The sequence below is a fragment of the Brevibacterium oceani genome (assembly GCF_013623835.1).
GTDB lineage: Bacteria > Actinomycetota > Actinomycetes > Actinomycetales > Brevibacteriaceae > Brevibacterium > Brevibacterium oceani.
In genome coordinates this window covers 306764-331313 of sequence record NZ_JABKDE010000002.1, presented here as the reverse complement: position 1 = coordinate 331313, position 24550 = coordinate 306764, and the positions used below count along the sequence as shown (strand labels likewise).

18 protein-coding genes are annotated in these 24550 nt (G+C 66.1%); 4 read left to right on the top strand and 14 right to left on the bottom strand.

Annotated features, from left to right (window positions below; translation table 11 throughout):
• Positions 1-169 precede the first annotated feature (169 nt).
• Together HK401_RS04695 and HK401_RS04690 are read right to left on the bottom strand one after the other, a co-directional pair.
• Entirely contained in the window at positions 170-1156 is a 987-nt protein-coding gene (locus HK401_RS04695) for a heme o synthase (RefSeq protein ID WP_181273514.1), read from the bottom strand.
• 96 nt (positions 1157-1252) lie between these two features.
• Positions 1253-1858 carry a hypothetical protein gene (locus HK401_RS04690; protein WP_181273513.1) on the bottom strand — a complete coding sequence of 202 codons (606 nt, stop codon included), beginning with the start codon at positions 1856-1858 and terminating at the stop codon, positions 1253-1255.
• Positions 1859-1991: 133 nt separating this feature from the next.
• On the opposite strand from HK401_RS04690, the gene tkt reads away from it, so the two are divergent.
• The 3 genes from tkt to HK401_RS04675 are packed head-to-tail and all read left to right on the top strand — an operon-like array spanning position 1992 to position 6798.
• Positions 1992-4073 carry a transketolase gene (gene tkt / locus HK401_RS04685; RefSeq protein WP_181273512.1) on the top strand — a complete coding sequence of 694 codons (2082 nt, stop codon included), beginning with the start codon at positions 1992-1994 and terminating at the stop codon, positions 4071-4073.
• Positions 4070-5173 (top strand): transaldolase, encoded by a 1104-nt coding sequence (gene tal / locus HK401_RS04680; RefSeq protein ID WP_181273511.1) that lies wholly within the window; start codon positions 4070-4072, stop codon positions 5171-5173. The genes tkt and tal overlap by 4 nt, the downstream gene beginning before the upstream one ends.
• A complete protein-coding gene (locus tag HK401_RS04675) occupies positions 5170-6798 on the top strand; it encodes a phosphoglucose isomerase-related protein (RefSeq protein ID WP_181273510.1) in 1629 nt (542 codons plus the stop codon). Before tal ends, HK401_RS04675 begins: the two co-directional genes overlap by 4 nt.
• Before the next feature lie 115 nt (positions 6799-6913).
• On the opposite strand, the gene secG is transcribed toward HK401_RS04675, so the two are convergent.
• The 10 genes from secG to HK401_RS04625 form a co-directional block, all read right to left on the bottom strand.
• The gene (gene secG, locus HK401_RS04670) at positions 6914-7159 is read right to left on the bottom strand and encodes a preprotein translocase subunit SecG (protein WP_181273509.1); all 246 of its coding nucleotides are present in this window, start codon (positions 7157-7159) and stop codon (positions 6914-6916) included.
• A gap of 55 nt (positions 7160-7214) precedes the next feature.
• Positions 7215-8000: a triose-phosphate isomerase gene (tpiA, locus tag HK401_RS04665; RefSeq protein WP_181273508.1), complete on the bottom strand. Its 786-nt coding sequence runs from the start codon at positions 7998-8000 to the stop codon at positions 7215-7217.
• A 14-nt stretch (positions 8001-8014) separates the two neighbouring features.
• The gene (locus HK401_RS04660; protein WP_181273507.1) at positions 8015-9235 is read right to left on the bottom strand and encodes a phosphoglycerate kinase; all 1221 of its coding nucleotides are present in this window, start codon (positions 9233-9235) and stop codon (positions 8015-8017) included.
• On the bottom strand, positions 9232-10233 hold the full coding sequence (gap, locus tag HK401_RS04655) for a type I glyceraldehyde-3-phosphate dehydrogenase (RefSeq protein WP_181273506.1): 1002 nt from the start codon (positions 10231-10233) through the stop codon (positions 9232-9234). Before gap ends, HK401_RS04660 begins: the two co-directional genes overlap by 4 nt.
• Before the next feature lie 9 nt (positions 10234-10242).
• Positions 10243-11226, bottom strand: coding sequence for a DNA-binding protein WhiA (gene whiA, locus HK401_RS04650; RefSeq protein ID WP_025777783.1), 984 nt, complete (start codon positions 11224-11226; stop codon positions 10243-10245).
• A gap of 25 nt (positions 11227-11251) precedes the next feature.
• Positions 11252-12247, bottom strand: coding sequence for a gluconeogenesis factor YvcK family protein (locus HK401_RS04645; RefSeq protein WP_181273505.1), 996 nt, complete (start codon positions 12245-12247; stop codon positions 11252-11254).
• Position 12248: 1 nt separating this feature from the next.
• The gene (gene rapZ, locus HK401_RS04640; protein ID WP_181273504.1) at positions 12249-13145 is read right to left on the bottom strand and encodes an RNase adapter RapZ; all 897 of its coding nucleotides are present in this window, start codon (positions 13143-13145) and stop codon (positions 12249-12251) included.
• A 76-nt stretch (positions 13146-13221) separates the two neighbouring features.
• Complete coding sequence (uvrC, locus tag HK401_RS04635; RefSeq protein ID WP_181273503.1) at positions 13222-15081, bottom strand: excinuclease ABC subunit UvrC; 1860 nt, start codon at positions 15079-15081, stop codon at positions 13222-13224.
• Positions 15082-15086: 5 nt separating this feature from the next.
• Positions 15087-17957 (bottom strand): excinuclease ABC subunit UvrA, encoded by a 2871-nt coding sequence (gene uvrA / locus HK401_RS04630; RefSeq protein ID WP_181273502.1) that lies wholly within the window; start codon positions 17955-17957, stop codon positions 15087-15089.
• Positions 17958-18077: 120 nt separating this feature from the next.
• Entirely contained in the window at positions 18078-20576 is a 2499-nt protein-coding gene (locus HK401_RS04625) for a DEAD/DEAH box helicase (RefSeq protein WP_309135910.1), read from the bottom strand.
• A 68-nt stretch (positions 20577-20644) separates the two neighbouring features.
• Here HK401_RS04625 and HK401_RS04620 point away from each other — a divergent pair, with 68 nt between their 5' ends.
• The gene (locus HK401_RS04620) at positions 20645-20935 is read left to right on the top strand and encodes a YciI family protein (protein ID WP_181273500.1); all 291 of its coding nucleotides are present in this window, start codon (positions 20645-20647) and stop codon (positions 20933-20935) included.
• 141 nt (positions 20936-21076) lie between these two features.
• On the opposite strand, the gene HK401_RS04615 is transcribed toward HK401_RS04620, so the two are convergent.
• Together HK401_RS04615 and uvrB are read right to left on the bottom strand one after the other, a co-directional pair.
• Positions 21077-22135, bottom strand: a complete 1059-nt coding sequence (locus HK401_RS04615; protein ID WP_181273499.1) for a TerC/Alx family metal homeostasis membrane protein — start codon at positions 22133-22135, stop codon at positions 21077-21079.
• Positions 22136-22337: 202 nt separating this feature from the next.
• Positions 22338-24470, bottom strand: a complete 2133-nt coding sequence (uvrB, locus tag HK401_RS04610; protein WP_246490322.1) for an excinuclease ABC subunit UvrB — start codon at positions 24468-24470, stop codon at positions 22338-22340.
• Between the last annotated feature and the right edge of the window lie 80 nt (positions 24471-24550).

The following is a 24550-nucleotide window of genomic DNA, read 5'->3' as shown; positions in this document are numbered from 1 at the left end:
TGCCCAAAAAGCGGGGCTCAAGTGACAATCGGCCCAGTCTGCGCCGAGCAGCCCGGTTCCGAACTTGGGCTATTCAGCAAAGATTGGGCCGAATGTGCAGTCGGGCTCGCCATGAGCCTCCTCTGCGTGTGTGCTTGCGGTGGGAGTGGAGCCTGTTGCGGCTCTCAGCTCACCAGAGACCGGGGATGAGGGTGTCGACGAAGGGGTCGATGGCCACGGCGAGGAAGAGCAGCGAGAGGTAGGTGATCGAGCCGTGGAAGACCTTCATCGCCTTGAGCGAGGTTCCCTCCTTGCCCTTCTTGGCCCGCGAGACCAGCGAGTAGCACGACCACAGGAACCAGGCGCCCGCGCCGACTGCGACGATCGTGTAGACCGGGCCCATCGGTGCCACGGCGATGAGCGCGAGCGAGCAGGCGATCATCGCCCACGTGTAGAGGATCATCTGGCGGCCGACGGAGGTCGGCGGCACCTTCGACGGCAGCATCGGAACATCCGCGGCGTCGTAGTCGGCTTTGTACTTGATCGCCAGCGGCCAGTAGTGCGGCGGCGTCCAGAAGAAGACGACGAGGAAGAGCAGCACGGGCTCCCAGGACACCCCTCCGGTCACTGCCGACCAGCCGATCAGCACGGGCATGCAGCCGGCCGCTCCGCCCCACACGATGTTCTGCGAGGTGCGGCGTTTGAGAATGAGCGTGTAGAAGACGGCGTAGAGGAGGATCGCCGAGGCCGTCAGGCCGGCGGCCACCCAGTTCGTGAAGCCGCCGAGCCAGAAGATCGACCCGAGGCCGAGCGCCGTCGCGAAGATCAGAGCCGCGCGCGGGCTGATCTCGCCGGTCACCAACGGGCGGTCCTTCGTCCGCTCCATCTTCGCGTCGATGTCGCGGTCGACATAGCAGTTGAACACCGATGCCGACGCCGCAGCGGCGGCACCGCCGATGAGCGTATTGATGACGAGCCAGAGGTTCGGCATGCCGTGAGCGGCCAGGAACATCACCGGGGCGGTGGTGACCAGCAGCAGCTCGATGACGCGCGGTTTCGTCAGGGCGATGTAGGCACTGATGATCGACCGGGGTCGGGTGGAGAGGTTCTGCTCGTCGATGGACCTCTGCAGAGGTCGTTCACTCTGCGCTTCACGGTTCTGACGAAGTTTGCTCACGCCCTCGATTCTACCTCTCGTCGAATATTTTGCCAGTCGGTGCCCACCCTGTCCCCGGCCCTCTTTCAGGTACAGAGGCAGGCCTGTGAGACTCCCTCACCGACGCGCGGAATCGCGAGCGATGCTGATGACGAAGGCCACCGCCGCACAGACGGGCGCCAGCAGGAGAACTTGGACGATGAGCGCTGAGACGAGACTCACCGAGGCGGTCGAGACGTCGCTGCCGAGGACCGCGGTGTCGACGCCGATGCCCACGACCCCGCACAGCACGGAGTAGACGAGCGCGGTGGACGAGACGAGCCCGCCGCGGCGGGCGGTGAGCATGACCACGAGCGCGGCGATGAACGGGATGAGCAGGAGCAGCGTGATCAGCGCCCAGAGGATCAGGGCGCCGAGGTCGAGGCCCCCGCGCAGCGGCTGCCCGAGTGTCGAGGACACGGCGATCGTGGCGAGGATGAGCAGCACCGGAATGCTCACACCGACCCGGGAGACGAAACGGCGCGCACCCAGGGTCTGTGCGGCCACCTCGGCGAAGTCCGGGCGGCGGACCGAAGCGAGCTTCGAGCGTTCACGTGCGACTGCGACGGCGTCACGACTCGGCTTCGCTCCTCGGACCACCGTGTCCCCTTTCGCATTCGAACTGTTCGTCGTCGGCTCCTCGCGGACTCCGAGGGCGGAGTCACGCGGTGTGTGCGAAACCACACTCTACCCGCCGGTAGCCGGAATGTCTCGCTCCGTCGCCGACCGCCCGATGAGGACGCTCAGCACGTCGGGCATCCGGCGCGGTAGAGTTTGAGTGCACGCTCTTCAGACGAACGAAGGATCGCTCGACGACATGACATCACTGTCCTGGACTGAACTCGACAACCGCGCTGTCGACACCGCCCGCCTCCTCGCCGCCGATGCGGTCCAGCGGACCGGAAACGGACACCCGGGCACCGCGATGAGCCTGGCGCCCATCGCGCACTACCTCTACCAGCACGGACTCAATCACGACCCGGCCGACCCGACATGGGTCGGCCGTGATCGTTTCGTCCTCTCCTGCGGTCACAGCTCGCTCACTCAGTACGTTCAGCTCTACCTCGCCGGCTTCGGCCTCGAGCTCGACGATCTCAAGGCCCTGCGCACCTGGGGATCACTGACCCCCGGCCACCCTGAGGTCGGTCACACCGCCGGCGTCGAGATCACCACGGGCCCGCTGGGCTCCGGCCTCGCCTCGGCGGTGGGAATGGCCATGGCCTCGCGCCGCGAACGCGGACTCTTCGACCCCGACGCCGCGCCCGGGACCTCTCCGTTCGACCATTCGATCGTCGTCCTCGCCTCCGACGGCGACCTCGAGGAGGGCGTGTCCGGTGAGGCCTCGTCCCTGGCCGGAACACAGGAGCTGTCGAATCTGCTGGTGATCTGGGACGACAACCGCATCTCCATCGAGGACGACACCGCCATCGCCTTCGGCGAGGACACCGCCGCGCGCTACGCCGCTTACGGCTGGCACGTCCAGCACGTGGACTTCACCGCCGGGGACGACTACCACGAGGACATCGAGGCCTTCCACGCCGCCGTCGAGGCCGCACGAGCCGATTCGCGCCCGTCATTCATCCGCCTGTCCACGATCATCGCGTGGCCGGCCCCGAACGCTCAGAACACGGGCGGTTCGCACGGTTCGGCGCTCGGCGAGGACGAGATCCGCGCGACGAAGGAGGTCCTCGGCTTCGACCCCGAAGCGACCTTCGTCGTCGACGATGAGGTCCTCGCCCACACCCGCCGGGCCCTCGACCGCGGTCGCGCCGCCCACCAGGAATGGAACGAGGCCTTCGCAGCGTGGCGGTCCGCGAACCCGGACAATGCCGCACGCTTCGACCGCCTGTCAAAGCGCGAACTGCCCGACGGACTCGACGCGGCCTTCCCGGTCTTCGAACCGAGTGAGAAGGGTGTCGCCACGCGTGCCGCCTCCGGCCAGGTCCTCAACGCGATCGCCGAGCCGATGCCGGAGCTGTGGGGCGGTTCGGCCGACCTCGCAGGATCGAACAACACGCTGATCAAGGCTGAGCCGAGCTTCCTCCCGTCGCATCGTTCGACCGGGGCGTTCGCCGGAAACGAATACGGTCGCAACATCCACTTCGGAGTCCGCGAATTCTCCGCCGGCCTCATCGGCAACGGCATCGCCCTGCACGGCGGCACGCGCCCGTACAACGGCACGTTCCTCGTCTTCAGCGACTACCAGCGCCCCGCAGTGCGCCTGGCCGCTCTGCAGCAGCTGCCCAACCTGTTCGTCTGGACCCACGACTCCATCGGCCTCGGCGAGGACGGTCCGACCCACCAGCCGATCGAGCACCTCTCCGCCCTGCGTGCGATCCCCGGGCTCGACGTCGTCCGCCCCGCCGACGCCAATGAGACGGCGGTCGCCTGGAGGAAGATCCTCGATCGCACCGATGGGCCCTCCGGCCTCGTCCTCACCCGACAGGCCGTGCCGGTCCTCGACCGTGAGAAGTACGCTCCCGCCTCCGAGGCGGCACGCGGCGGCTACGTGCTCACCGACACCGGTGACGAACCGCAGGTCGCAATCATCGCCAGCGGCTCCGAGGTCGCCATCGCCCTCGAGGCGGCGCAGGCGCTTGCGGACGCAGGCACCGCGGCACGCGTGATCTCGATGCCGTGCCAGGAATGGTTCGACGCTCAGCCCGAGGAGTACCGGAACACGGTGCTGCCGCGCGACCTCAGGGCACGCGTGAGCATCGAGGCCGCCTCGTCGATGAGCTGGCACAAGTACCTGGGCGACGCCGGACGCGCCGTGTCGATCGAGCACTTCGGCGCCTCGGCCGACTACGCCACCCTCTACGAGAAGTTCGGCATCACCCCGGCCGCCGTCGTCGACGCAGCACGGGAATCGATCGCAGCGGCGGAGGGACAGGCATGAGCGAACGTCTCGACCAGCTCAGCCGGGCCGGCGTCTCCATCTGGCTCGACGACCTCTCCCGCACCCGGCTCGAGTCCGGGGACCTCTCCCGACTCATCGATCACTCTGCGGTCACGGGAGTGACGACGAACCCGACGATCTTCGCTGCCGCGATCTCGGCCGGCAACGACTACGATTCGGCGATCGCCGAGCTCGGCCGGCAGGGGGCAGACGTCGATGCGGCCATCGAAGCCCTGACCACCGCCGACGTGGCCGAGGCGGCACGGCTGCTGCGCCCCGTCTACGACGACACCGACGGTGACGACGGTCGCGTCTCGATCGAGGTCGCACCACCGCTGGCCCATGATGCCGAGGGCACTGTGGAGTCTGCGAAGGCGCTGTGGCAGAGTGTCGGCGAACCGAACGCGATGATCAAGATCCCGGCCACCGAGGCGGGGCTGCGCGCGATCTCCGACACCATCGCCGCGGGCATCAGCGTCAACGTCACCCTCGTGTTCTCGCTGACTCGGTACCGGCACGTCGTCGAAGCCTTCGTCCAGGGCCTGGAGAAGGCGCGCGCTGCCGGTCACGACCTGTCGACGATCCGGTCGGTCGCCTCGGTGTTCGTCTCCCGGGTGGACTCCGAGGTCGACGCCCGACTCGACGCCCTCGACTCCCCCGCCGCGGCCGATCTCAAGGGCCGCGCCGGAATCGCGAACTGCGTGCTCGCGCACGAGATCCACTCGCAGCTGTTCACCTCGGAGCGATTCAGGGTCCTCGAACTCGCCGGCGCCAAGCCGCAGCGTCTGCTGTGGGCGTCGACGGGAGTGAAGAATCCCGACTACCCAGACACGATGTACGTCACCGGGCTCGTCTCCCCCGACACCGTGAACACCATGCCCGAACCGACCCTCGAGGCCTTCGCCGATCACGGCGAGGTCTCTGGACAGATCACTGCCGAGGACTACCGGGCCGCCGACGAGGTCTTCGACTCGCTGGCCCGCCTCGGCATCGACTATGCGGAGGTGATGACCGTGCTCGAAGAGCAGGGACTGCAGAAATTCGACGTCAGCTGGAGCGAACTCCAGGACACAGTCCGGACGGCGCTGGATCGATCATGAGACTCGACCTCGATGTTCCCGTCGCCGCAGAGTTCGACGCCGAGGCCGCGCGCCTCATCGACGCCCGGGTGGCCTCCCGCCTGCGCAACCAGGATGCCGAGCTCTTCGCCGGTGCGACGGATGCGTCAGAGCGTATGGGATGGGTCGATCTGGCGGAGCACTCGGAGGAGCTGCTGACCAGGATCGAATCGCTGCGGTCCGAGCTGAGCGAACAGGGGCTGCGCACGATCAGCCTCGCCGGAATGGGCGGTTCGTCACTGGCGCCCGAGGTGATGGCCGCCGCGGCGGGCGTGCGCCTCGAGGTCGTCGATTCGACGGACCCGAATCAGGTCGCCGAGGCGGTCGGCACCGACCTCGAACACACCGTCCTCGTCATCGCTTCGAAGTCCGGGACCACGGTGGAGACCGATGCGGTCAGGCGCAGCTTCACCGCGGCCTTCGAAACCCGCGGAATCGATCCCGCGTCCCGGATGATCGCGATCACCGATCCCGGCACCCCACTCGACCGGCTGGCCGCCGACGAGGGCTTCCTCGCGACGTTCCGTGCCGACGCCACCGTCGGGGGACGCTTCAGCGCCCTTTCCGCGTTCGGACTCGTGCCTGCCGGACTCGCGGGTGCCGATGTCCGCGCCATCGTCGCCGAGGCGGCCGCCGCCTCCGATCGTCTGTCCGCCGATGAGGCGGACAATCCGGCTCTGCGCTTCGGAACATGGCTGAGCATCGGCCATGCCCGCTCCACCGAGAAGCTCGTCCTCGCGGAGACCGAACCAGCGCTCGGCGGGCTCGCGGCCTGGGTCGAACAGCTCGTCGCCGAGTCGCTGGGCAAGGACGGTCAGGGAATCCTGCCCGTCGTCGTGGACTCGACCGATGACATCGGCTTCAGCGATGCCCGCGCCGATGCCCTGCTGTGCCTGCTCGGAGCCTCCGAGGCACCCGAGCTCGGTGCCCCCTCCGGCTTCGAGGCCGTGGTCGACGGCAGCCTCGGTGAGCTGTTCCTGTTCTGGGAATATGCCACCGCGATCGCCGGCTACAGCATCGGCGTCAATCCCTTCGATCAGCCGGATGTCGAGGCTGCGAAGGTCCAGGCCAGGCACCTGCTCGACCAGCCCGATTCGGGGCAGTCGACCGAACCCGCGTTCCGCGAGGGAGAGATCGACGTCGTCGCGGTCGTCGGCGAGGCCACGGATCTCGTCGGGGCACTGCAGGAGCTGTTCGCCGAGGTCGACGAGTACGGCTATGTCGCAATTCAGGCGTACCTCGACCGCCTCGCCGATGCCGAGGCGGCCGCCTTGCGGCCCCTGGTCTCCACGCATGCCGGTGTCCAGACGACCTTCGGCTTCGGGCCGCGCTACCTGCATTCGACAGGGCAGTATCACAAGGGCGGCCACCCCAACGGCGTCTTCCTCCAGATCACCGGCGACGCTCGCACCGACCTGCTGGTGCCCGGCCTCGGCTACGGGTTCGCTCAGCTGCAGCGGGCCCAGGCGGCCGGAGATGCGGCGGCGCTCGGTGACAAGGGACGTCCGGTGCTGCGCCTGCATCTGCGCGACCGCACACGCGGACTCGAGCAGCTCGCCGAGGCGATCGGGCGCATCAGCCCCCGACACCACTTCGGCGTCGACTGACCCACCTCACGTACCCCCGGCGGTGCACACACTGAGAGGGACCCCGACCATATCGGTCGGGGTCCCTCTCAGCGTGACCGGGCCCGCCGCTGGTGCGGCCGGGCCGGCGCGGTCCTCAGGAGTTGAAGCGGGTGAGGACGCCCAGCAGGATGATGCACGCGGCCCACACGATCGCCATGAGTGTGGTGAAGCGGTTGAGGTTGCGCTCGGCGACTCCCGACGAACCCAGCGAGGACGACATTCCGCCGCCGAACATGTCGGACATGCCACCGCCCTTGCCCTTGTGCATGAGGATCAGCAGGGTGAGGAAGATGCTCGTGATCACGAGCAGCGCGATGAGAATGATGTTGAGGATTTCCACGTCGGATTCAACCTATGTTTCGTCGAGGGTGTCGTCGAGTGATGCGTCTGTCAGTCTACTTCGCGACCGCGGCCTTGCACAAAGCGGCGAAGTCGGGTCCGCTGAGGCTCGCTCCGCCGACCAGTGCGCCGTCGACGTCTGCCGAGGCCACGATCTCTGAGACGTTGTCGGTCTTGACCGAACCGCCGTAGAGGATCCGTGTCGATGCGGCCGTCGCGTCGCCGTACCTCTCGACGAGTCGGGCGCGGATCGCCGCTGCCATCTCCGCGGCGTCGGCAGCCGTGGCTGTCTCCCCCGTGCCGATGGCCCAGACGGGTTCGTAGGCGATGACGAGTCCGTCGAGCTCATCCGCACCGAACCCGGCCAGGGACTCCTCGAGCTGTCCGAGGGTGAAGTCGATGTGGGTCCTCTCCTGCCGCTGTTCGAGCGATTCGCCCACGCACAGGATCGGAGTGAGATCGGCCGACAGCGCCGCGCGGATCTTCGCGGCCACGATCTCGTTCGTCTCGTGGTTGTCGGCGCGCCGTTCGCTGTGGCCGATGACGACGTAGGCGCACCCGAGCCGGGAGAGGAAGGACGCGGCGATCTCACCGGTATGCGCCCCGGGCTCGTGCTGGGAGACGTCCTGGGCTCCGTACTTCAGCCACAGTTTGTCTCCCTGGACGAGGGTCTGCACCGAACGGATGTCGGTGTAGGGCGGGATGACGACGACCTCGCAGCTGCCCTCCTCGAGTTTGGCGTCTTCGAGGGCCCACGCGAGTTTCTGCACGCTCGAGATCGCCTCGAGGTGGTCGTGGTTCATCTTCCAATTTCCTGCCAGCAGCAGGGTGCGGTCGCTCATTGTCGTCTTCTTCCTCACGCGAGTGTTTCGAGTCCGGGCAGCGTCTTGCCTTCGAGGTATTCGAGGCTGGCTCCGCCGCCGGTGGAGATGTGGCCGAAGTCGTCGTCGGCGAAGCCGAGGCTGCGTACAGCCGCCGCGGAGTCGCCGCCTCCCACGACGGTCAGTCGCTGGGCCGCCTCGGTGCCGGCATCGGTCGTCAGCGCCTGCGCGACGGCCTTCGTTCCGGCGGCGAATGCTGGGAATTCGAAGACGCCCATGGGGCCGTTCCAGAACACTGTCGCAGATGACCGGATGATCTCTGCATAGGTCTGAGCCGTTTCTTCCCCGATGTCGAGTCCGAGTCCGTCGGATCCGGCCGGGGTGTCCTCGAGTGCGGTCACCGGGCGCACCCAGTGCTCGGCGTCGGCGGAGAACGAGGCCGCCATGACGATGTCGGTGGGCAGCACGATGCGCGCTCCCCCGGCATCGGCGCGGTCGAGGTAGCCTTTCACATCGTCGATGCGGTCGGACTCGACGAGGCTCGACCCGATGTCGTGGCCGAGTGCGGCGAGGAAGGTGAAGACCATGCCCCCGCCGATGAGGAGGTTGTCGGCCCGATCGATGAGGTTGTCGATGACTCCGAGCTTGTCCGAGACCTTGGATCCGCCGAGGACGACGGTGAACGGTGGTTTCGGTTCGTTGAGGAGTCGGTCGCTGACCTCGACCTCGGCGCGCACGAGTGAACCGGCGTAGTGCGGCAGCAAGGCGGCGATGTCGTAGACGGAGGCCTGCTTGCGGTGGACGACGCCGAAGCCGTCGGAGACGAAGTCATCGGCGAGGACCGCCAGCTGTGCGGCGAATTCTCTGCGCTCGGACTCGTCCTTCGACGTCTCACCGGGGTTGAAGCGGAGGTTCTCCAGCAGCAGCACCTGACCGTTCTCGAGTCCCGCGGCCTTGGACTGGGCATCCTCGCCGACCGTGTCAGCTGCGAAGGCGACGTCGCGTCCGATCGCCGTGGCGAGTTCGGGCGCGATCGGCGCGAGGGAGTACTGGGGGTCCGGGGTGCCCTTCGGGCGACCCAGGTGCGACATCACGATGACCTTGGCTCCCGCCTCGGCGAGATCCCTGATCGTCCCGGCCGATGCCAGGATGCGACCGCGGTCGGTGATCGTGCCGTTGTCCATCGGCACGTTGAGATCGCTGCGGACGAGTACCGTATGACCGGCGAAGATGCCCGCATCGTCGAATGTCCTCATGAGTCCCTTTCGCTGAGAATGTAGCTGACCATGTCTTTGAGCCTGTTCGTGTAACCCCACTCATTGTCGTACCAGGCGACGACCTTGATCTGGTCTCCCAGAGCCATCGTCAGCTTGGAGTCGACGATCGCCGAGGCGGTGGTGCCGACGATGTCGGTGGAGACGAGTTCATCGGTGGAGTAGTCGAGATAGCGCGAGTCCTCCGCGGCTGCACGCAGGATCGCGTTGACCTCGTCACGGTCGGCGTTGCGGCTCGGGTTGAAGGTGAAGTCGATGATCGACCCCGCGGGCACGGGCACCCGGATCGCGAGTCCGTCGAGCTTGCCGGCCAGGTGGGGCAGGACGCGGCCGACGGTGCGTGCGGCACCGGTGGTGGTGGGGACGATGTTGACGGCAGCGGCGCGGGCGCGTCGGAGGTCCCGGTGGGGTCCGTCGACGAGCATCTGGTCGCCGGTGTATGCGTGGACGGTGTTGAGCAGACCGGATTCGACGCCGATCGCGTCGTCGACGGCTTTGACCACGGTCGCCATGCAGTTCGTCGTGCACGAGGCATTCGAGACCACGGTGTGAGCCGAGGGGTCGTAGTCGGTTTCATTGACGCCCATCACGAAGGTCGCGTCGACGTCCTTGCCGGGGGCCGAGAGCACGACGGTGGACACGGTGCCGCCGAGGTGGGCCTCGGCCTGGTCGCGTCGGGTGAAGCGGCCGGTGGATTCGACGACGAGTTCGACGTCGTGTGCCGACCAGTCGATGGATGCGGGTTCGGCCTGGCTGAGCACAGCGACGCGGCGACCATCGATGGTCAGCGAATCGTCGGCGACCTCGACCTCGTGGTCGAAGCGCGGCCACACGGAGTCATGGGTGAGCAGGTGTGCGAGCGTCGCGGTGTCGGTGAGATCGTTGACGGCGACGACCTCGAAGTCGGTGTCGGGGGTCAGGGACAGACGGAGCAGGGCACGACCGATGCGGCCGAAGCCGTTGATGGCGATTCGTCTCATGCCTCGATCTTAGCGATCCTCGAGCATTTCGGGGGTCAGACTGGCTTCGGTGCCGGGAATTCCCAGTTCCTCTGCATGCTTGTCCGCCGTCGACAGCAGCCGTCGGATCCGACCGGCCACAGCGTCCTTGGTCATCGGCGGGTCGGCGAGCTGTCCGAGCTCTTCGAGGGAGGCCTGTTTGTGGGTGACTCTCAGCTGCCCGGCGTAGCGGAGGTGCTCGGGGACCTCGTCACCGAGGATTTCGAGGGCACGTTCGACGCGGGCACCGGCGGCGACGGCGGCACGGGCCGAACGGCGCAGGTTCGCATCGTCGAAGTTGGCGAGGCGATTCGCGGTGGCGCGGACCTCTCTGCGCATCCGCCGCTCCTCCCACACGAGAACCGCGCTGTGGGATCCCATCCGGGTGAGCAGGGCGGCGATGTCGTCTCCGTCACGGATGACGACGCGATCGACTCCGCGGACCTCGCGGGCCTTCGCGCTCAGGCCCAGACGGCGGGCCGCGCCGACGAGGGCGAGGGCCGCCTCGGGGCCGGGGCAGGTGACCTCGAGCGCCGAGGATCGGCCGGGTTCGGTCAGGGAGCCGTGGGCGAGGAACGCCCCGCGCCAGGCGGCTTCGGCGTCGGCGACGGAGCCGTTGACGATGGCCGAGGGCAGGCCGCGCACGGGACGCCCGCGGTTGTCGACGAGGCCGGTCTGGCGGGCCAGGGCACCGCCGTCGCGGGTCACCCGCAGCAGGTAGCGGTTCGACCGGCGGATTCCGGCGGCGTTGATGACGACGATGTCGGCGTGCTGGCCGTAGAGGTCCTTGATCTCTGCGCGCAGCCGTTTGGCGGCCTGAGCCGTGTCGAGTTCGGCCTCGAGCACGATCGAGCCGTTGACGAGGTGGAGTGCCGACGAGAAGCGGAAGATCGACGAGACCTCGGCCTTGCGGGCGGAGGTGCGAGTGATCGTCACCCGCGCCAACTCGTCCTTGACCTGAGCGGTCAGTGCCATAGTTCGTCCTCCTGCACCCGATGTCCTACCACTGCTCGGCGACGCCGATCCCGGCGTCCACCAACATGTCACGGTAGCATGCCGCGAGTTTGAGGCTGTCATGCTGACCCTGCCTCCTCGACCGCAGCGGATGCTCCCACAGCTTCGCATCGAACATGTCTGCCGCCCGCTGGGCAAGATCGGGTTCGAGCTCGGTGGCCGCCTCGTCGACGAGGACGTAGTCCAGACGCAGGGACGGAGCGTGACGGTGCAGTGAGACGAGGTGCTCGCCGAGGCTGAGGTCCTTCGTCTCCCCGTCGGTGGAGCTGAGGTTGAGCGTGAGCGATTTCACCGCCGTCGAGGCGACGATGGCTTCGGCCAGGGAGGGCACGAGCAGGTGCGGCATCACCGAGGTGTACCAGGATCCGGGTCCCAGGTTGAGAACGTCGGCTTCGCGGACGGCGTCGATGGTCTCGTAGCGGGCCGGCGGCGCGGCCGGATCGAGTCTCACCGTCTCGACGTGACCGCGGGTGGAGGCGAGCACGGACTGGCCGCGGACGACCTGGAAGGAGCCGGGGAACTTCACATCGGCTTCGATCGTCAGCGGCACGGAGGACATCGGCAGCACTCGGCCGTGGGCACGGAGCAGGCGGGCCATCCAGTCGAGGCCGGCCACATGGTCGCCGTGGATCTGCCACAGCGCGGCGATGAGGAGGTTGCCCACGGCGTGGCCGGAGAGCTCACCATCGGATTCGAAGCGGTGCTGGATCACATCACGCCAGGTCTGACCCCAGGTTCCGTCATCACACAGGGCCGCCAGCGCCATTCGCAGGTCGCCCGGGGGCAGTCCGCCGAGTTCGTCGCGGAGACGTCCCGAGGAGCCGCCGTCATCGGCGACGGTGACGACGGCGGTGAGGTCCTCGGTGAGCAGGCGGAAGGCTCGCAGCGCCGCGTAGAGCCCGTGTCCGCCGCCGAAGGAGACGATGTTCGGTCCCTCGTTCTGGGCGCTCGAGGAGATCACGGGAAGATCTTCGGTCTCCATGTCATTCTCTCCCCAGATCGCGGTGACGCACGGTGATCGGGATTCCGGTCTGCGCGGACAGGAGTTTGCCGACGCGTTCGCTGATCGCCACCGAACGGTGTTTGCCTCCGGTGCAGCCGATGCCGATCATCGCGTACCCGCGGCCCTCGTGCAGATAGCCTTCGGCCACTGTGGCCAGGGTCGCAGCATAGCGTTCGATGAACTGCTCCGCGCCGGGCTGCTCGAGCACATAGTCGGCGACATCCGAGTCGAGCCCGTTGTGTCCGCGCAGATGCGGGATCCAGTACGGGTTGGGCAGGAAGCGGACGTCGGCGATGTGGTCGGCGTCCTTGGGCAGACCGTATTTGAACCCGAAGCTCATCACCGTCAGACGCAGCGGCGGGGTGTCGTCGTCGCTGAAGCGCTTGCGCACCTCGGCGGAGAGCTGATGGACGTTGAGATCCGAGGTGTCGACGATGATGTCGGCTCGGTGCCGCAGGCTCTCGAGTTGGGCCTTCTCGGCTTCGATGCCGTCGAGGAGGGTGCCGTCTGCCTGCAGCGGATGGGGTCGCCTGGTTGATTCGAAGCGGCGGACGAGGACCTCGTCGGAGGCTTCGAGGTAGAGGATGCTCAGCGACAGTCCCTGATCGAGGAAGTCGCTGATGGTCTCCTGCAGCTCCGTGTACTTCGTGCGCCCCTTGGCATCGATGACGATTGCGATCTTCGGCAGTGCTCCGTCGGCGCGGGCGACGAGTTCGACCAGCGGGCGCATCATCTGCGGAGGCAGGTTGTCGACGACGTACCAGTCCATGTCCTCGAGCACATTGGCCACGGTGGACCGCCCCGCCCCGGACATGCCGGTGACGAGCACGACCTCGATCGGATGGTCGGAACCGTTCGGTTCGGCCGGTGTACTCACACGTCCTCCTCTGTCTGCGCCTCGGCGGTTCGGGCACTGTGCCTCTCGCCACTACTCTAGGCCAGATCGGACCTGCTCAGTCGGCGAGGGCGGCGACGATCTTCTCGGCCAGCGCGGGACCGATTCCCTTGACCTCGCAGATCTCGTCGAGGCCCGCGGCGCGCACCTTCTTCACGGATCCGAAATGCCGCAGCAGGGCGGTGCGTTTTGACTCCCCGAGCCCGGGAATGTCGTCGAGGACGGAGCTCGTCATCGCCTTCGCCCGTTTGGAACGGTGATAGGTGATGGCGAAGCGGTGGGCTTCGTCGCGGAGACGCTGCATGAGGAACAGGCCTTCGGAGTTGCGCGGCAGGATGACCGGGAACGGATCGTCGGGAACCCAGATCTCCTCGAGACGCTTGGCCAGGCCGACGACGGAGATGTCGACGATGCCGAGGTCGCTCAGTGCTCTCATGGCCGCCGCCACCTGAGGTCCCGCGCCGTCGACGACGAGGAGGCTGGGACGGTAGCCGAAGCGCTCGTCGGGCTCCTCGGAGGTCATCTGTTCGAGGTAGCGGCTGAAGCGACGGGACACGACGTCGTACATCGAGGCCGTATCATCGGCTGCGGCCTCGCCGTGGATGGCGAAGTGCCGATAGTCGCGCTTCTTGGCCATACCGTCCTCGAAGACGACGAGGGACGCGACGACGTTCGACCCCTGGGTGTGGGAGATGTCGATGCATTCGATCCGCAGCGGTGCCTCGGGCAGCCCGAGATGCTCCTGGATCTCCTTGAGCGCCTGGCTGCGCGTGGTCAGGTCGGAAGAGCGTTTGAGCTTGTGCTGGATCAGCGCTTCCTTCGCGTTCTTCGTCACGGTCTCCAGCGCTGCCTTCTTCTCTCCGCGTTCGGGCACGCGCACCGTCACTCGCGAACCCCGCTGTTCGCTCAGCCAGGCTTCGAGCGATTCGAGGTCGGCCGGCAGCGTGTCGACGAGGATCTCCTTCGGGATCGCATCCGCGTCGAGGCCGGAGTAGGCCTGGCGCAGATAGTCCGTGGTGAGTTCGGCCGGGGTGTGGTCGTCGGAACGTTCGATGATCCAGCCCCGTTGGCCGCGGATGCGGCCCTGCCGCACGTGGAAGACCTGCACCGAGGCTTCGAGCTCTTCGGTGACAAGGGCGAAGATGTCGCAGTCGGCGCTCACCGACAGGACGACCGCCGATTTGTCGAGCACTTTCTGCAGGGCTGCGATCTCGTCGCGCAGCTTCGCGGCGCGTTCGTAGTCGAGGTCGGCCGCGGCGGCCGCCATCTCCTTCTGCCGGTAGCTGATGAACCGGCCGGTGTTGCCGGACATGAAGTCCGAGATGCTGCGCGCTAGCTCCTTGTGATCGTCCTTGCTGATCTGGCCGACGCAGGGAGCGGCGCATTTGTCGATGTAGCCGAGCAGGCAGGGGCGTCCGCTGCGTTCGGCGCGACGGTACACGCCAGGGGTGCATGTGCGCATCGGGAATGCCCTGAGCAGCAGGTCGAGGGTGTCCTTGATCGCCCACACCTGGGCGAAGGGGCCGAAGTACTTGATGCCCTTCCGGCGTCTGCCGCGGGTGATGTACGCCCGCGGCACCGCGTCGTTCATGGTGATCGCCAGGTACGGGTAGGACTTGTCGTCGCGGAACATGACGTTGAACCGCGGATTGAATTCGTTGATCCACGTCCATTCGAGCTGCAGGGCCTCGACCTCGGTGTCGACGACGGTCCATTCCACGGAGTTCGCGGTGTGGACCATCGTCGACGTCCGCGGGTGCAGCTGCGCAGGATTCGCGAAGTACGAGTTCAGCCGGTTGCGGAGGTTCTTCGCCTTCCCGACGTAGATCACGCGGCGATCGGGGTCGCGGAACTTATAGACCCCTGGCGAGGTCGGGATCGACCCCGTGGCCGGACGGTAGCTGGACGGATCGGGCATGGTGATCAGCGGTTGAGCATCGGCTTGAGGAATCGGCCAGTGTGCGAGGCGCTCACCTCGGCGACCTCCTCGGGCGTGCCCTGGGCGATGATCTGTCCGCCGCCGCGGCCGCCTTCGGGGCCGAGGTCGATGATGTGGTCGGCGTTGCCGATGACGTCGAGGTTGTGCTCGATGACGATGACCGTGTTGCCCTTGTCGACGAGTCCCTGCAGGACCATGAGCAGCTTCGAGATGTCCTCGAAGTGCAGCCCCGTGGTCGGTTCGTCGAGGACGTAGACGGTGCGTCCGCGTGAGCGCTTCTGCAGTTCGGCCGCGAGTTTCACGCGCTGGGCCTCACCGCCGGAGAGGGTGGTCGCCGGCTGTCCGAGGCGGACGTAGCCGAGCCCGACCTCGACGAGGGTCTTGAGGTGACGCGAGATCGCGGGGATCGCGGCGAAGAAGTCGCTGGCCTCCTCGATGGGCATGTCGAGGACCTCGGCGACGTTCTTGCCCTTGAAGGTGACCTCGAGGGTCTCCCGGTTGTAGCGGGCGCCCTGGCAGACCTCGCAGGGGACATAGACGTCGGGCAGGAAGTTCATCTCGATCTTGATGGTGCCGTCGCCGCTGCAGTTCTCGCAGCGTCCGCCCTTGACGTTGAAGGAGAACCGTCCGGGCAGGTAGCCGCGGACCTTCGCCGATTCGGTCTCGGCGAAGAGCCGGCGCACATGGTCGAAGACCCCGGTGTACGTGGCGGGGTTCGACCGGGGCGTCCGCCCGATCGGCGACTGGTCGACGTGGACGACCTTGTCGAGGTTGTCCAGTCCGGTCACCCGCTTGTGGCGGCCGGGGACTCTCGAGGCGCCGTTGAGGACGTTCGCCATCTGTGTGTAGAGGATCTCGTTGACCAGCGTGGACTTGCCGGAGCCGGATACGCCGGTGACGGCCGTGAGGACGCCGAGCGGGAAGGACACGGTGACATCGCGCAGGTTGTTCTCCACGGCCTTCTCGACGGTGACCATGCGGTCCTTGTCGACGGGTCGGCGCGTGGTCGGCATCTGGATCCGGCGGCGACCGGCCAGGTAGTCGCCGGTGACCGATCCGTCTGCGTCTCTGAGCCCGGGGACGGGGCCGGAGTAGACGACCTCTCCCCCGTGTTCGCCGGCGCCGGGGCCGATGTCGACGATCCAGTCCGCGGATTCGATGGTGTCCTCATCGTGTTCGACGACGATGAGCGTGTTTCCGAGGTCTTTGAGCTTGTTGAGGGTCTCGATGAGTCTGCGGTTGTCGCGCTGGTGCAGCCCGATCGAGGGTTCGTCGAGGACGTAGAGGACGCCGACGAGGCCCGAACCGATCTGAGTGGCCAGGCGGATGCGCTGCGCCTCGCCGCCGGAGAGGGTGCCCGCGGCGCGGTTGAGGCTGAGGTAGTCGAGGCCGACGTCGAGGAGGAAGCCCAGACGGGCGTTGATCTCCTTCATCACCTGAGCCGCCACGGCAGCGTCACGATCGCTGAGTTCGAGCGAGGAGAGGAAGGTCGCAGCCTCGTCGAGGGCGAGTTCGGAGACCTCGGCGATGGAGCGGTCACCGACCTTGACCGCGAGGATCTCGGGTTTGAGGCGGGTCCCGTCGCAGCTCGCGCACGGGATCTCGCGCATATAGGACTCGTAGCGTTCGCGCGACCAGTCCGATTCCGTCTCATCGTGTTTGCGCTGGATGTACTGGTAGACGCCTTCGAAGCCGGTCGAGTAGGTCCGCTCCCGGCCGAAGCGGTTCTTGTATTTGACGTGGACCTTGTAGTCCTTGCCGGTGAGGATCGCGGACTTAGCCGACTTCGGCAGCTTGTTCCACGGCGTCTTCATGTCGAAGCCGAGTTCGTCGCCGAGGCCCTTGAGCAGACGGTTGAAGTACTTCGAGACCTGTTTGCCGCCGGACCAGGGCGCGATCGCACCGGCACCGAGGCTGAGGTCCTCATCGGGGACGACGAGGCTCTCATCGACCTGGAGGCGGGTGCCGATGCCGTCGCAGGTGGGGCAGGCGCCGAAGGGCGAGTTGAAGGAGAACGACCGGGGCTCGATCTCGTCGATCGCCAGCGGGTGTTCGTTCGGGCAGGACATGTGTTCGGAGAAGGTGCGCACCGTGGCCTCGTCGACGAGTTCGACGTCCATGCGGCCGTCGGCGAGCCCGAGTGCGGTCTCGACGGAGTCGGTCAGGCGCGGACGCATCCCCGATTTGGCGACCAGGCGGTCGACGACCACGGAGATCGTGTGCTTGTACTGCTTCTCCAGGGTCGGCGGATCGCTGAGGGTGATCTGCTCGCCGTCGACGACGGCTCGGGAGAATCCCTTGGCCTGGAGCTCGGTGAAGAGGTCGACGAACTCACCCTTGCGGGAGCGAACGACGGGAGCGAGGACGAGGAACTTCGTGCGTTCGGGCAGCTCGAGCAGCTGGTCGACGATCTGCTGCGGAGTCTGCTTCGTGATCACCTCACCGCAGACAGGGCAGTGTGGGACGCCGATGCGCGCCCACAGCAGACGAAGGAAGTCGTAGACCTCGGTGATCGTTCCCACGGTCGAACGCGGATTGCGCGAGGTCGACTTCTGGTCGATCGACACTGCTGGGGAGAGTCCTTCGATGAAGTCGACATCGGGCTTGTCCATCTGCCCGAGGAACATGCGGGCGTAGGAAGACAGGGATTCGACATAGCGTCTCTGGCCCTCGGCGAAGATCGTGTCGAACGCCAGTGAGGACTTCCCCGATCCGGACAGACCGGTGAACACGACCATGGAGTCGCGCGGCAGGGCGACCTCGACGTTCTTGAGATTGTGCGCCCGCGCACCCTTGACCCACAGCGTGTCGAGATGGGAGACGCCTGGCACTTGCTCACCGTTATTGGTTTTCATCACCTGACCACTGTATTACTCGGCACTGACATTGCTTCATTCGCGGCGTCCTCCGCCGCAGCCACGGAGGTGGTCGCAGCTCCTGCGCGGGGCACGACATCGCCTGCGGATCGGGGTTCTTCACCGGCCGATCTCGCCGACGGAGACGATGCGCAGCACGATGTCTCCGGCGTCGTCGCTCGCGGCCACGTCCACCTCGGCGTCGATGGCCCAGTCCCGGTTCCCTTCGGGGTCGGCCAGGATCTGGCGGACGTTCCACGTGGAGGAACCGGGTTCGATGTCGATATATTCCCGACCGCGTGCCGACTGGTCGATGAGCAGATCGCCGTATTCGTCGTAGAAGTCCTCGATCGCGTCCTCCCAGGCCTTCGCGTCGAAGCCTGAATCGACGTCGAGGCGACCGAGTTCGGTGTAGTCGGCGCGTTCGGCCAGGAGCACACGATGGAACAGGGCATTGCGGATCTCGGCGGTGAAGACCTTCGTGTTCTCGGAGAATCTCCGCTCGAGATCGGGCAGCTCGTCGGCGTCGAAGCCGGTCGGGTCGAGTCCCTGCAGGGTCCGCCATTCGTCGATCAGGGAGGAGTCGGTCCGGGCGATGGTCTCTCCGAGCCATTCGATGATCGTCGACAGCTCCTCTGTGCGGCTCTCATCGGGCACGTTGTGCAGCAGCGCCCGGTAGACATCGGTGAGGTAGCGCAGCAGGCTGCCTTCGGCCCGGGCGAGGGAGTAGTAGCCGACGAACTGGGTGAAGCCCATGGCCTGCTCGATCATGTCGCGGACGACCGATTTCGGTTCGAAGCCGCCGCCGCGCAGCCATGGGTGGGTCTCGACGAAGTGGTCGAACGCGGGTTCGAGGACGTCGGCCAATGGCTTCGGTCCCTCGAGCTCGTCGAGGATCGCCATGCGTTCGGGGTAGTCGACCCCTTCGGCCTTGAGTTCGGCGAGGGTGTTCGCCTTGATCCTGTCGAGCTGTCCTTTGAGGATCTGGAACGGCACCGAGGTGGTCGATTCGACGATCGAGACGACGTCGAGGGCGTACGTCTCGTCTTCCTCGTCGACGAGATCGAGGGCGGCGAGGACGAAAGGCGCCAGCGGCTGGTTGAGTGCGAACTGGGGACCGAGGTCCTGGGTCGGCAGCAGTTCGTCTCCCCTGCTGTCGATGAGGCCGGCGTCGATGAGGGACCGTCCGATACTGATGGCGGTGAGTTTGAGGTCGAGCCTGCGTTCGCGGCTTTCGTGGGTCTTGTCGATGAAGTCGCTGATGGTCGACACGGTCGATCCGGGGCGGGCGACGAGGTTGAGGATCGTCGAGTGGTCGATCTTCATCCGCGGGCGCAGCGTTTCGGATTCGCCGGTGATGAGTTTGTCGAAGGTCTCTTCAGACCAGCCGACGAATCCGGCCGGCGCCGCCTTCTTCTTCACCTTCTTCTTTTTCTTCTTGTCATCGTTCGCCGCCTTCGCCTCGGCCCTGAGGTTGTCGACGACGTGTTCGGGAGCCTGGGCGATGACGTACCCGCGGGTGTCGAAGCCCGCACGGCCGGCGCGTCCGGCCAGCTGCTGGAATTCGCGGACGCTGAGCCTGCGCATCTTGCGTCCGTCGAACTTCGTCAGCCCGGTCAGCAGTACCGACCGGATGGGCACATTGATGCCCACCCCGAGGGTGTCCGTGCCGGAGATGACGAGCAGGAGGCCCTTGAGGGCGAGCTGTTCGACGAGGCGGCGGTACTTCGGCAGCATCCCGGCGTGGTGGACGCCGACTCCGTGGAGGAGCAGCTTGCGCAGGTTCTGCCCGAACCCTTTGGAGAAGGCGAAGCCTTTGATCGCCTCCGCGACGGCGGCTTTCTGCTCCTTCGAGGCGAGATCGACCGAGAGCAGATTCGTGGCGAGGTCGATCGCACCGCTCTGCGAATAGGAGACCACGTAGACGGGGGCCTTGTCGCCCCGGACGAGTGCGCGCAGCGTGTCCGAGAGCGTCTCGGTCGAGTACTCGTATTCGAGCGGCACTGGTCGCGTCGCGGAGGTGATGACGGAGGAATCGCGGCCCGTGGTCTCCCGCATCGTCCGCTGGATCTCCGTGGTGTCGCCGAGTGTGGCGGACATGAGGACGAACTGTGCCTGCGGCATCTCGAGCAGCGGCACCTGCCATGCCCAGCCGCGAGAGGGGTCGGAGACGTAGTGGAACTCGTCCATGACGACCATTCCCGCGTCGAGCAGTCCGCCCTCGCGCAGCGACTGATTCGCGAGGATCTCTGCCGTGGCGCAGATGACCGGAGCATCCCCGTTGACGGTGGAGTCGCCGGTGATCATGCCGACGTTCTCGGCACCGAGCGCGCCGATGAGGGAGAAGAACTTCTCGCTGACGAGTGCCTTGAGCGGGGCCGTGTAGTAGGCGCGGATGCCGCGAGTGTAGGACTGGTAGAGGGCGAAGAGCGCGACGAGTGACTTCCCGGAGCCTGTCGGGGTGGCCATGATCGTGTTGTCTCCGGCGAGGATGGTGAGGAACGCCTCGTCCTGGGCCGGATAGGGTTCGACGCCGATCTCCGCGCAGTATTCGCCGAAGGACTCGTAGACGGAGTCGTCGTCGGCGAATTCCGCCGGGATCTCCTGCAATCTCGCCACGCTGATGCACGGACCTTTCCGATTAGACTGATTCGTGTTCAATCCTAATAGCCGAACGGAGCTCATCGATGCCAGTCTTCGCCGCCACCTACACCTATGGTCCGGACACCGCCACTCGGATGGACAACCGCCCGAGTCATCGCCAGTGGCAGTCGGACCTCGTCGAGGCCGGGGTGATCCTCGCCTCCGGTCCCCTCGATGACGAACCCCAGCCGGGTGGCCTCCTGATCTTCGCCGCAGCCGACCGCGCGGAGGTCGAGCGCCACCTCGCCGAGGATCCCTACGCGTCGATCGGAGTCATCGAATCCGTGTCCGTGCGCGAGTGGACACCGGTCTTCGGGCCGTTTTCGAACGGCTGAGTCTCAAACCGACCGAGTCTCAAACCGACCGAGCCGCGAACCGGCCGACGATGCGCGAGCGGGGCCCGTCCTGATCATCAGGACGGGCCCCGCCTGTGTCTGATCCGGGAGCTGGCCGCAGGCGGGCGAGCTTCGGTGGGCTCAGGCCTCTTCGGAGTCCTCGGATCGGAGGTCCTTGAAGCTCACGCCGTCCTTGCGCATCTTCATCAGTGACGCGATCGTCGCCACGGCCATGGCGAGGACGATGAAGGTCAGCGACAGCCACGTCGGCACCTCGGGGATCGAGTGGCCCCAGGAGAGGAAGTCCCAATCGCTCGAATGCAGGGCGTGGATGATGAGCTTGACGCCGATGAACGCGAGAATCGCGGCGATTCCATAGTGGAGGTACACGAGTTTGTCGACGAGCCCGCCGAGCAGGAAGTACAGCTGACGCAGACCCATCAGCGCGAACACATTCGCGGTGAACACGAGGAATGCGCTCTGCGTCACGCCGAAGATCGCCGGGATCGAGTCGAGCGCGAACATCACGTCGGTGGAGCCGATGGCGATGAACACGATGAACATCGGCGTCCAGTACTTCTTACCGTCGTCGAGGGTGACCCGAAGATTGTTGCCATGGTACTCGTCGACGACGTTGATGCGTTTGCGGAGGAAGCGGATCAGTCCGTTCTCTCCATCTCCCTCGTCCTCATCGCTGAAGGCCTGTCGATAGCCGACGATCAGGAGGAAGATGCCGAAGATGAAGAAGACTTCGACGAAGGCGCTGATGATCGCCGCACCCGCAAGGATGAAGATGCCGCGGAAGATGATGGCGATGATGATGCCGACCATGAGCACTTCCTGCTGGTACTTCCGCGGAACGGAGAAGCTGCCCATGATGATGATGAAGACGAACAGGTTGTCGATGCTCAGAGAGTATTCGAGCAGCCAGCCGGTGAGGAACTCGCTGCCGTGCTGGGCATCGCCGATGGCGAACAGCGAAGCGCCGAAGATGAGGGCGAGGGCGACGTAGAAGCCGACCCAGATGCCGGCCTCGCGCATCGACGGCACGTGGGGCCGCTTGATGACGAGGAGGAGATCGATGAGGAGGATCGCTACGACGGCGACGCTCGAACCGATCATGAACCACATGGGAATGGGTGATTCGCTCGCCGCAGCGGAGCTGCCGCCGGCGGCGAGGGTGGAGGACAGAATATCCATGATGCCTTTCGAGATGACGGAGATGTACCCGTGCCGAAAGTCTCTCCCACGCTAAGACCACTGCGTCAGTGGCGGCGTGCGCTCCGCGCCCGGATCCTCGAGCGGATCGTGGTGACGAGCACGGATGGACGGGATACTCCCTTTCGTCAGCCACCCCAGTATAGTCACGAAGCGTCAGTGGTCCTCACATCCCGGTGACCGGTCAGGCGTGTCCGGCCTCCTTCATCTGGCGCAGCTCCTGTTTGAGGTCCGAGAGCTCGTCGCGCAGCCGGGCGGCGAGTTCGAACTGCAGTTCGGCGGCAGCCGAATGCATCTGCGAGGTCAGCGATTCGATGAGTTCGGTGAGGTCGGCGGCCGGTGGCCGCAGCGAACCCGACTTGTTCGCGGCTTCGCGCTGTTCATCGGTGATGGTCGAGTTGTAGCCGCGTTTGCCCTTGCCGTAGTCGAATTCGGTGAGCAGCTCGCGGGTGTCTTCGTCCTCACGCTGGAGTCGTTCGGTGATGTCGGCGATCCGTTTGACCAAGGGCGCCGGGTCGATGCCGTGTTCCTTGTTGTAGGCGATCTGGATGGCGCGCCTGCGGTCGGTCTCATCGATGGCGGTGCGCATCGAGTCCGTGATGGTGTCTGCGTACATGTGGACCTGACCGTGCAGGTTCCTGGCCGCACGGCCGATGGTCTGGATGAGGGAGGTCGAGGAGCGGAGGAAGCCCTCTTTGTCGGCGTCGAGGATCGCGACGAGCGAGACCTCCGGCAGGTCGAGTCCCTCACGGAGGAGGTTGATGCCCACGAGCACGTCGAACTCTCCGGCTCGCAGTTCGGTGAGCAGTTCGACCCGGCGGAGGGTGTCGACGTCCGAGTGGAGGTACTGGACGCGGATGTCGTGTTCGAGCAGGTAGTCGGTGAGGTCCTCGGCCATCTTCTTCGTCAGAGTGGTCACGAGCACACGTTCGTTCGCATCGACCCTGGTCCTGATCTCGTCGAGGAGGTCGTCGATCTGGCCCTTGGTCGGTTTGACCTTGATCTCCGGGTCGACGAGGCCGGTCGGACGGATGATCTGCTGCACGTAGCCGTTGGCGTTGCCGAGTTCGAAGTTGCCGGGGGTGGCGGAGAGGTAGACGGTCTGGCCGATCCGTTCGCGGAACTCATCGAACTTCAGCGGTCTGTTGTCCATGGCGCTGGGCAGGCGGAAGCCGTGTTCGACGAGGGTGCGCTTACGAGACATGTCTCCCTCGTACATGCCGCCGATCTGCGGCACGGTGACGTGGGATTCGTCGACGACGAGGAGGAAGTCCTCGGGGAAGTAGTCGAGCAGGCAGTTCGGTGCCGATCCGGGTGATCGGCCGTCGATGTGCCGGGAGTAGTTCTCGATGCCCGAGGTGAACCCCATCGACTCCATCATTTCGAGGTCGTAGGTCGTGCGCATCTTCAGCCGCTGCGCCTCGAGGAGTTTGTTCTGGGCTTCGAATTCGCTCAGCCGCTGCTGCAGTTCGTCTTCGATCCCGCTGATGGCCTTGGCCATCCGGTTCTCACCGGCGACGTAGTGGCTGGCGGGAAACACGTGGATGGTCTCTTCGTCGCGCACGATCTCCCCGGTCAGGGGATGCAGGGTCTGGAGGTTCTCGATCTCATCGCCGAAGAACTCGATCCGCAGCGCCAGCTCCTCGTACTGCGGGATGATCTCGACGGTGTCCCCCCGCACACGGAAGGTGCCGCGCGTGAAAGCCATGTCATTGCGGGCGTACTGCATCGACACGAAGCGCTTGAGCAGTTCGTCACGATCGCATTCGTCTCCCTTGTGCAGGGTGACCATGCGGTCGACGTACTCTTCGGGCGTGCCCAGGCCGTAGATGCAGGACACCGTCGACACAACCACGACGTCGCGCCTGGTCAGCAGCGAGTTCGTCGCCGAGTGCCGGAGCCGTTCGACCTCGTCGTTGATCGACGAGTCCTTCTCGATGAACGTGTCCGTCTGCGGGACGTAGGCTTCCGGCTGGTAGTAGTCGTAGTAGGAGACGAAGTATTCGACCGCGTTGTTCGGCAGCAGCTGCCGGAACTCGTTGGCCAACTGGGCGGCCAACGTCTTGTTCGGCGCCATGATCAGCGTCGGTCGCTGCACCTGCTCGATCAGCCAGGCGGTCGTCGCGGACTTGCCGGTGCCGGTCGCGCCGAGGAGGACGATGTCGCGCTCCCCTGCGTCGAGTCGCTCCGAGATCTCTTCGATGGCGGTGGGCTGGTCACCGGACGGCGAGTATTCGGAGACGACCTCGAAGGGCGCCACCTCACGGGTGACGTCGGGGCGGTGGCCGATCGCGGGCAGGGGTCGTGCTGAGCTCATGGTCCAACACTAACCCCCGCCCCTGACACAGGACAGACCCGTGCCTCCGACCCGTGGATGCCTGCGACCGAGCAGCGCGA

What these genes read in the sequence shown, in the direction of transcription:
- tpiA (WP_181273508.1), bottom strand. Translation starts at nt 8,000, where the DNA reads ATGAGCGACCGCACCCTGCTGCTGGCAGGAAATTGGAAGATGAACCAC.
- whiA (WP_025777783.1), bottom strand. Translation starts at nt 11,226, where the DNA reads ATGGCACTGACCGCTCAGGTCAAGGACGAGTTGGCGCGGGTGACGATC.
- uvrB (WP_246490322.1), bottom strand. Translation starts at nt 24,470, where the DNA reads ATGAGCTCAGCACGACCCCTGCCCGCGATCGGCCACCGCCCCGACGTC.
- uvrA (WP_181273502.1), bottom strand. Translation starts at nt 17,957, where the DNA reads ATGAAAACCAATAACGGTGAGCAAGTGCCAGGCGTCTCCCATCTCGAC.
- HK401_RS04645 (WP_181273505.1), bottom strand. Translation starts at nt 12,247, where the DNA reads ATGGAGACCGAAGATCTTCCCGTGATCTCCTCGAGCGCCCAGAACGAG.
- uvrC (WP_181273503.1), bottom strand. Translation starts at nt 15,081, where the DNA reads ATGCCCGATCCGTCCAGCTACCGTCCGGCCACGGGGTCGATCCCGACC.
- HK401_RS04620 (WP_181273500.1), top strand. Translation starts at nt 20,645, where the DNA reads ATGCCAGTCTTCGCCGCCACCTACACCTATGGTCCGGACACCGCCACT.
- tal (WP_181273511.1), top strand. Translation starts at nt 4,070, where the DNA reads ATGAGCGAACGTCTCGACCAGCTCAGCCGGGCCGGCGTCTCCATCTGG.
- tkt (WP_181273512.1), top strand. Translation starts at nt 1,992, where the DNA reads ATGACATCACTGTCCTGGACTGAACTCGACAACCGCGCTGTCGACACC.
- HK401_RS04675 (WP_181273510.1), top strand. Translation starts at nt 5,170, where the DNA reads ATGAGACTCGACCTCGATGTTCCCGTCGCCGCAGAGTTCGACGCCGAG.
- gap (WP_181273506.1), bottom strand. Translation starts at nt 10,233, where the DNA reads ATGAGACGAATCGCCATCAACGGCTTCGGCCGCATCGGTCGTGCCCTG.
- HK401_RS04615 (WP_181273499.1), bottom strand. Translation starts at nt 22,135, where the DNA reads ATGGATATTCTGTCCTCCACCCTCGCCGCCGGCGGCAGCTCCGCTGCG.
- HK401_RS04660 (WP_181273507.1), bottom strand. Translation starts at nt 9,235, where the DNA reads ATGAGGACATTCGACGATGCGGGCATCTTCGCCGGTCATACGGTACTC.